Origin of the sequence: Nocardia pseudobrasiliensis NBRC 108224 (assembly GCF_001613105.1) — a bacterium.
GTDB classification, from domain to species: domain Bacteria; phylum Actinomycetota; class Actinomycetes; order Mycobacteriales; family Mycobacteriaceae; genus Nocardia; species Nocardia pseudobrasiliensis.
Genome location: NZ_BDBS01000002.1, coordinates 587,615 through 593,934 on the forward strand (window position 1 = coordinate 587,615; position 6,320 = coordinate 593,934).

Annotated in this window: 5 protein-coding genes; 3 read left to right on the top strand and 2 right to left on the bottom strand. The window is 69.3% G+C overall.

All coding sequences use genetic code 11. The features are described 5' to 3' along the window. Positions 1 to 7: 7 nt before the first annotated feature. Together NP4_RS04125 and NP4_RS04130 are read right to left on the bottom strand one after the other, a co-directional pair. Entirely contained in the window at positions 8 to 1,138 is a 1,131-nt protein-coding gene (locus NP4_RS04125) for an acyl-CoA dehydrogenase family protein (protein WP_067991855.1), read from the bottom strand. Between the two features lies 1 nt (position 1,139). Beyond that, positions 1,140 to 2,372: an acyl-CoA dehydrogenase family protein gene (locus tag NP4_RS04130; protein ID WP_067991857.1), complete on the bottom strand. Its 1,233-nt coding sequence runs from the start codon at positions 2,370 to 2,372 to the stop codon at positions 1,140 to 1,142. A gap of 214 nt (positions 2,373 to 2,586) precedes the next feature. Between NP4_RS04130 and NP4_RS04135 the strand changes: the two genes are divergently transcribed. The 3 genes from NP4_RS04135 to NP4_RS04145 all read left to right on the top strand — a co-directional run. After that, positions 2,587 to 3,081, top strand: coding sequence for a DUF1707 SHOCT-like domain-containing protein (locus NP4_RS04135; RefSeq protein ID WP_067991860.1), 495 nt, complete (start codon positions 2,587 to 2,589; stop codon positions 3,079 to 3,081). Between the two features lie 103 nt (positions 3,082 to 3,184). Then, positions 3,185 to 3,622 (top strand): hypothetical protein, encoded by a 438-nt coding sequence (locus NP4_RS04140; protein ID WP_067991863.1) that lies wholly within the window; start codon positions 3,185 to 3,187, stop codon positions 3,620 to 3,622. A gap of 76 nt (positions 3,623 to 3,698) precedes the next feature. Beyond that, the coding region (locus NP4_RS04145; protein WP_067991866.1) for an AAA family ATPase at positions 3,699 to 6,320 on the top strand (2,622 nt) is incomplete at its 3' end.

A 6,320-nucleotide genomic window follows, 5' to 3' on the forward strand; every position in this document is an offset into this window, starting at 1 on the left:
CGCGAGCTTATTGCGCGGCGACGGGCTTGGTGAGGGCGGCGTAGCGGGCGATGTGATGGTCGGCCGGACCCCATTCGTACTCGAGGGCGGTGAGGCGCTTGAAGTAATGGCCGATGGACAGTTCCTCGGTCATGCCCATGGCGCCGTGCAACTGGACCGCGTGCTGGCCGATGAAGCGGGCCGCGCGGCCGATGGTGGCCTTGGCGGCGGCCGCGGCACGGGCCCGTTCCGCCGGGGCGGTGTCGAGCTTCAGCGTGACGAGATACATTGCGGCGACGGCCTGTTCGAGTTCCAGATGCATATCGACCATACGGTGCTGCAGCACCTGGAAGCTGCCGATCGGGACGCCGAACTGCTTACGCTGTTTGGCGTAGTCGACGGTGTCGGCCAGCACCCGGCGCATCGCGCCCACCGCCTCCGCGGCGATGGCGGCGATCGCCTCGTCGGCGGCGGTCGCGAGTGAATCCGCGACCGCGCCTTCGGTTCCCAGCAGGGCGTCCGCCGGTACGCGCACGGATTCCAGGACGATATCGGCGGCCCGGCGCTCATCGATGGTCCGGTACGGGTGCAGGGTGAGACCGGCGGTTCCGGCGTCCACCACGAACAGCGACAGACCCGCGGGCGTATGGGCGGTGATCAGCAGATGCGTGGCCAGCGGCGCGCTCGTCACGACGATCTTCGCACCGTCGAGCACCCACGAATCCCCTTCGCGCCGTGCGGTTGTCGAGACCCTGTTCAGGTCGTAGCCCGAATCGGCCTCCAGCGCGGCGAAAGCCGTGACGACCGTGCCGGAAGTGATACCCCGCAACAGGGTTTCGGCCCGGGCCCCGCCCGCGCGGCGCAGCAGCCCCGCGCCCACCACGACGGTGTCCACATACGGTTCCACGACCAGCGCCGCGCCGAGCGCCTCGGCGATGAGCATCGTCTCCACCGCGCCGCCGTCGAATCCGCCCACATTCTCGGGCAGGCTCGCGCCGAGTATCCCAACCTCCTCGGCGAAGGCGCGCCAGATCTCCGGCTGCCAGCCCGAGCCCACGCGGGCCGCGGCGCGGCTTTTCTCCAGGTCGTAGCGGGCCGTCAGGAAGTCGGTGACGGTGTCGCGCAGCAGCTGTTGTTCGGCGGTCGGTTCGAAGTCCATATCACAGTCCCAGGGTTGCCTTGGCGATGATGTTGCGCTGAATCTCGTTGCTACCGGCGTAGATCGAGCCCGCCCGATCGTTGAAGTAGCGCAGCGGGGCGACCGCCTGCCAGTCCGCGCCGCTGAGGTGGTCGTCGGCGGGCGGCAGGTAGTCGGCGACCGGACCGCCCGGCATGGCGGCGTGCGGTTGATAGACCCGTCCGCGCGGACCGGCCGCCTCGAGGGCGAGTTCGGTGAGGCGCTGGCTCAATTCGGTGCCGAGGATCTTCAGCGTGGAGGCCGCCGGGCCCGGATCGCGGCCGTGCGAGATCGCCGACATGGTGCGGTATTCCAGGATCTCGAGCACATCGGCGCGGATGCGGGCGTCGGCCAGTTTGGCGGCGAAGGCCGGATCGTCCAGTAGCGCACCGCCGTTCGGGCCCGGCGCCGCGGCGGCCTGGGCGGCCAGCGATTCGGCCATGACCTGCAGCGTGGGGCCGTAGGCCGCGCCGCCGCGTTCGAAGTTCAGCAGATATTTCGCGACGGTCCAGCCGTCGTCGACGCGACCCAGGACATTGGACCTCGGCACCCGGACCTGATCGAAGAAGACCTGGTTCTGGACCTGTTCGCCGGAGGTCATGACCAGCGGGCGGACCTGGATGCCGGGGGAGTCCATCGGGATGAGCAGGAAGGTGATGCCCTGCTGTTTGCGTTCCAGGCGCGCGGTGCGGACCAGACAGAAGATCCAATTCGCCTCGGTCGCATGGGTTGTCCAGATCTTGCTGCCGGTGCAGATCAGATCGTCGCCGTCGGCGACCGCGGCCATGGCCAGCGAGGCCAGATCCGAACCCGCCTCGGGTTCGGAGTAGCCCTGACAGAAGAACACCTCGCCGGTCAGGATGCGCGGCAGGAAATACGCCTTCTGCTCCGCGGTGCCGAAGGCGATGATGGCGTGCGCGACCATCCGGATCCCCATCGGCGACAGCATCGGCGCACCCGCCAGCGTCGATTCCCGATCGAAGATGTAGTGCTGCGCCAGACTCCACGCGCACCCGCCGTGCTCCACCGGCCAGGCCGGCGCGGCCCAGCCTCGCGCGTGCAGAATGCGCTGCCACGCCATGCTCGCCTCGTGATCGGGATACACACTCGTCGCGAGCCGCCCCGCTCGGCGCAACTCGGGCGTCAGATTCTCGTCCAGAAAGCGCCGCACCTCGTCGCGAAACGCCAGATCGGTGGGCGACCAGTCCAGATCCACGGGCAACTCCTTGTGCGAATAGTGGAGCTCTACCTTCTCATTTACTCACATACGAACGCAAATGGCCGTTAACTTAGAAGCTGCCGCCTCCCCTGCTTCACCTCCCGGCTTCGCCGTCTCTTTCCCTCGGTCGAAGGCTGAGGATTGACATTCCACAATGGAGCTATAACATCGTTATAAGCATCCCACATTGGAATATCGACAGGACGGGCTCATGGATATCGCGAGCGGCACCCGGGTCTCCGACGCGGAGCGGAAGCAGGTGGCGGATCTGCTGGTGCGCAGTGTGGGTGAGGGGCGGATCGATCTGGCGGAGTACGACGGGCGGTTGGAGCGGGTGTATTCCGCTGCGACGCAGGAGGATTTGCGGGCGGTCGTCGCGGATCTGCCGAAAGCGCCTGCCTCGGCGCGGAATTCGAAAGCGGCCCCGCGCATCCCCGTGTGGCAGCGCATCGAGGGCGGTGCGTGGCTCGGGGTGGGGCTGCTCAATGTGCTGATCTGGGCCGCGGTCTCACTCGGCCTGGGTGAGTTCGTCTACTTCTGGCCGATCTGGGTCATCGGGCCGTGGGGTGCGGTGCTGGCGTTCCGGGTTGTCGCGGGGTGGGAGGCTCGGCCGTGCGAACCCCGGGCCGGGAGGTCACGGCCCGCTGCGCCCGTACGCCCGCCGATGCCCGCGCGACCGGCGACGTGGGCGAAAAGCCGACCGTAGGTTCGCAATCCCCGGTGCGACACACCCAATTCGGGCGATTTGATGATCAATTTCCCCCAGCCGCTTGCGATCTCGGGCGGTCTGTGGGGAACAATAAGGCCCCATGACCGCATCCCGTGTGTTCCGTTCGTTGCTGCGGGCCGTGCCCGCGGTGCTCATCGCCGTGATCGCGGCGGCCACGTTCGCCGTCGCCGGCGGCGTCGCGAGCGCCCAGGCGCCGGGCATCCCCGCGCTGCCCAGCTTCTCGCACCGGCTCCAGGTCGGACCCGGCGAGAGCCAGTACACCGGCAGCGTCATGGAGGGCAAGCCCGAGGGTTATGCCATCGCCGCGGGCGGCGGGCTGAAGCTGCACCTCGAGGTCACCTCGCCCAATAACAACGCCCGCGTCTCGGTCGCGCCGCTGATCGGCCCGATGATCGCCGCCGAGGCCCCCGTCGCCGACTGGGTCACCGACGGCACCGACTACCAGGTGCAGATCGTCTCTCTCGACGGCGCCGCCGCCGACTACACCCTGACCGTGAAGGCCGACCCGGCCGCCTGAGTGGTAACTCGCCGGGCGAACACGTTCGCCCGGCATACTCGGGGCAACGCCCATCGACGAGGTAGCCTGGCCGACTGTGCACCTGAAGAGTCTGACGCTGAAGGGCTTCAAATCCTTCGCGTCCGCGACGACGCTGCGCCTGGAGCCGGGCATCACCTGTGTGGTGGGTCCCAACGGTTCGGGCAAGTCGAACGTCGTCGACGCGCTCACCTGGGTGATGGGTGAGCAAGGCGCGAAGGCCCTGCGCGGCGGGAAGATGCAGGACGTCATCTTCGCCGGTACCGCGGGCCGCGCGCCCCTCGGCCGTGCCGAGGTAACGTTGACGATCGACAACTCCGACGGCGCACTGCCCATCGAGTACTCCGAGGTCTCGATCACCCGTCGCATGTTCCGTGACGGCGCGGGCGAATACGAGATCAACGGCAACTCCTGTCGCCTGATGGATGTGCAGGAGCTGCTGTCCGACTCCGGCATCGGCCGGGAAATGCACGTCATCGTCGGCCAGGGTCAGCTGTCGGCGATTCTGGAATCGCGCCCCGAGGACCGCCGCGCCTTCATCGAGGAGGCCGCCGGTGTGCTCAAACACCGCAGGCGCAAGGAGAAGGCGGTTCGCAAGCTCGAGGCCATGCAGGCCAATCTGGCTCGCCTCACCGACCTCACCGCCGAACTGCGCCGCCAGCTCAAACCGCTGGGCCGCCAGGCCGAGGTGGCCCGCCGCGCCGCGACCGTCCAGGCCGAACTGCGCGATGCCCGACTGCGTCTGGCCGCCGACGATCTGGTCGGCCGTCGCGGTGAGCTGGAGAGCCAGCAGAGTAAAGAGGCCTTCGCCCGCGAGCAGCAGATCAATGTCCAGGCCGAACTCGACGCCGCCAATGCCGCGCTGGCCCAACAGGAATTCCAGCTCTCCCGCCTGACGCCCAGCGCCGAGGCCGCCGCGCAGACCTGGTTCCAGCTCTCGGCCCTGGTCGAGCGGGTCAACGCCACCATTCGCATCGCGCGCGACCGCGCCCGCAACCTGACCATCGAACAACCCACGGGCACCAGCCGCGATCCCGAACAACTCGAGGCCGACGCCGCCCGTGTGGAGGCCGAGGAGGCCGAACTGCTCGAGGCGGTCGAAATCGCCACGGCCACCCTGGAAGCCGCGCGCGAGCAGCTCTACGAGCGCGAACAGGCCGCCAAGGCCGCCGAACAGGCCCATCTGGCCGCCGTGCGGGCCATCGCCGACCGCCGGGAGGGCCTGGCGCGGCTGTCCGGGCAGGTCGACAATCTGCGCCACCGCGCCCAATCGGCCGACACCGAGATCGCGCGTCTGTCCACCGCCCTGGCCGAGGCCCGCGAACGCGGTGGCGCCGCCGAGGCCGAATTCGAATCCGTCCAAACGGAATTGAACGAACTCGACGCGGGCGAGGAAAGTCTCGACGAGGCCTACGAGCACGCCGCCCAGGCCCTGCAGCAGGCCGAGGAGCGGGTCACCGAACTGCGCGAGAAGGATCGCGAGGCGAGTAAGAAGGTCGCCTCCCTCACCGCCCGCATCGAGGCCCTCACCATGGGCCTGTCCCGCAAGGACGGCGGCGCATGGCTGCTGGAAAACCACGGCCGGGGCCTGCTCGGCCCGCTGTCGGGCCTACTGCGCATCCACCCCGGCTACGAGGGCGCGGTCGCCGCGGCCCTCGGCCCCATGGCCGACGCCATTGCCGCCGAATCGAATTCGGCCGCCGCGGCGGCGCTGCACGCCATCAAGGCGGCCGACGGCGGCCGCGCGGCGCTCGTCTTCGGCAGCCCCGCCCGCGCGACAGACAGCGAGCGGCCTCGTAGCGCCACGCCCGAGCATGGTCCCGCGACGGCAGCGCCCGCCCAGGGCTTCGGTGACGGACCGACGACCATGGCGTCCCCTGATTCGGCTGCGGGAGAGGCCATTGCGCCGTCGGGCTCACCCGGCGCGCTGCCGGGTGGGGGGCGTTGGCTGGCCGAGGTGGTCGATTGTCCGGGGGATCTGCGGGTCGCCATCGAGGCGCTGGCGCACGGGATCGCGGTGGTCGACGATTTGACCGCGGCCGCGGAGGTGCTCTCGGCGCAGCCGGCATTGAAGGTCGTCACCCGCGACGGCGATCTCACCGGGACCGGCTGGCTGCTCGGTGGTTCTTATCGCGCGCCCAGTCAGCTCGAGATCCAGGCCGATATCGACTCGGCCAAGGCCGAATTGGAGTCCTGGCAGCGGCAGGCCGAGGAACTGGAAGCGGCGCTGTCGGGAGCGCTGGCCGAGCAGACCGTGCGCAAGGAGGCCGCCGATCAGGCGCTGCTGGCGCTGCACGAATCCGATCAGGCGCTGGTGTCGATCTACGACCGGCTCGGTCGTCTGGGTGACAGCGCGCGCACCGCGCAGAAGGAGTGTGAGCGGCTGCTGGCCCAGCGGGCCGACGCCGAGACCGGACGCGACGAGAATCTGACGAAGCTGGCCGAACTCGAGGATCGGCTGCGGCACGCGGAATCCGAACAGTCCGAACTGGATTCGGATTCCGACGCCGGAACCGAGACCGCCGGTCAGGAGCGCGAGGAGGCCGCGGCGGCGCTCGCGGAGGCCCGCTCCATGGAGGTCGAGGCCCGGCTGGCGGTGCGCACCTCCGAGGAGCGCGCGGAATCGGTGCGCGGCAAGGCGGATTCGCTGCGCCGCGCCGCCCGCGCCGAACGGGAATCG